1 protein-coding gene is annotated in these 518 nt (G+C 64.5%); it reads right to left on the bottom strand.

The genetic code is table 11. From position 1 onward, the window contains the following. A partial coding sequence (locus tag HWX62_RS32835; protein WP_175985337.1) for a 4Fe-4S dicluster domain-containing protein occupies positions 1–518 on the bottom strand: 518 nt, incomplete at both ends.

Below are 518 nucleotides of genomic sequence, written 5' to 3'. Positions count from 1 at the left end.
TTCGGCCCGCCGCCGCCTTCAGGCGTGACCCACACGATGTTCTGCGTCGGGTCCTTGATGTCGCAGGTCTTGCAGTGCACGCAGTTCTGCGCGTTGATCACGAGGCGATCGCCGCCGTCGTCGTTCTTCACGAACTCGTACACCGCCGCCGGGCAGAAGCGTGCCTCCGGCCCCGCGTACGTGCGCAGGTTCACGTTCACCGGCACGCTCGCGTCCTTCAGCGTCAGGTGCGCCGGCTGGTTCTCCTCGTGGTTCGTGTTCGAGATGAACACCGACGACAGCCGGTCGAACGTCAGCTTGCCGTCCGGCTTCGGATACTCGATCGGCGTGCATTGCGACGCCGGCTTCAGCATCTCGTGGTCCGCATGCTGGTGATGCAGCGTCCACGGCACGTTGCCGCCCATCACCTTCTGCTCGAGCCCGACCATCAGCGTGCCGAGGTACAGGCCCTTGGCCATCCACTGCTTGAAGTTGCGCGCGCGGTACAGCTCCGTGTACAGCCACGATTGCTTGAATGC

Origin of the sequence: Burkholderia sp. BCC0506, from assembly GCF_902833145.1 — a bacterium.
Lineage (GTDB): Bacteria > Pseudomonadota > Gammaproteobacteria > Burkholderiales > Burkholderiaceae > Burkholderia.
The sequence above is the reverse complement of the archived record's forward strand: the minus strand, read 5'-3'. Positions and strand labels throughout refer to the sequence as shown.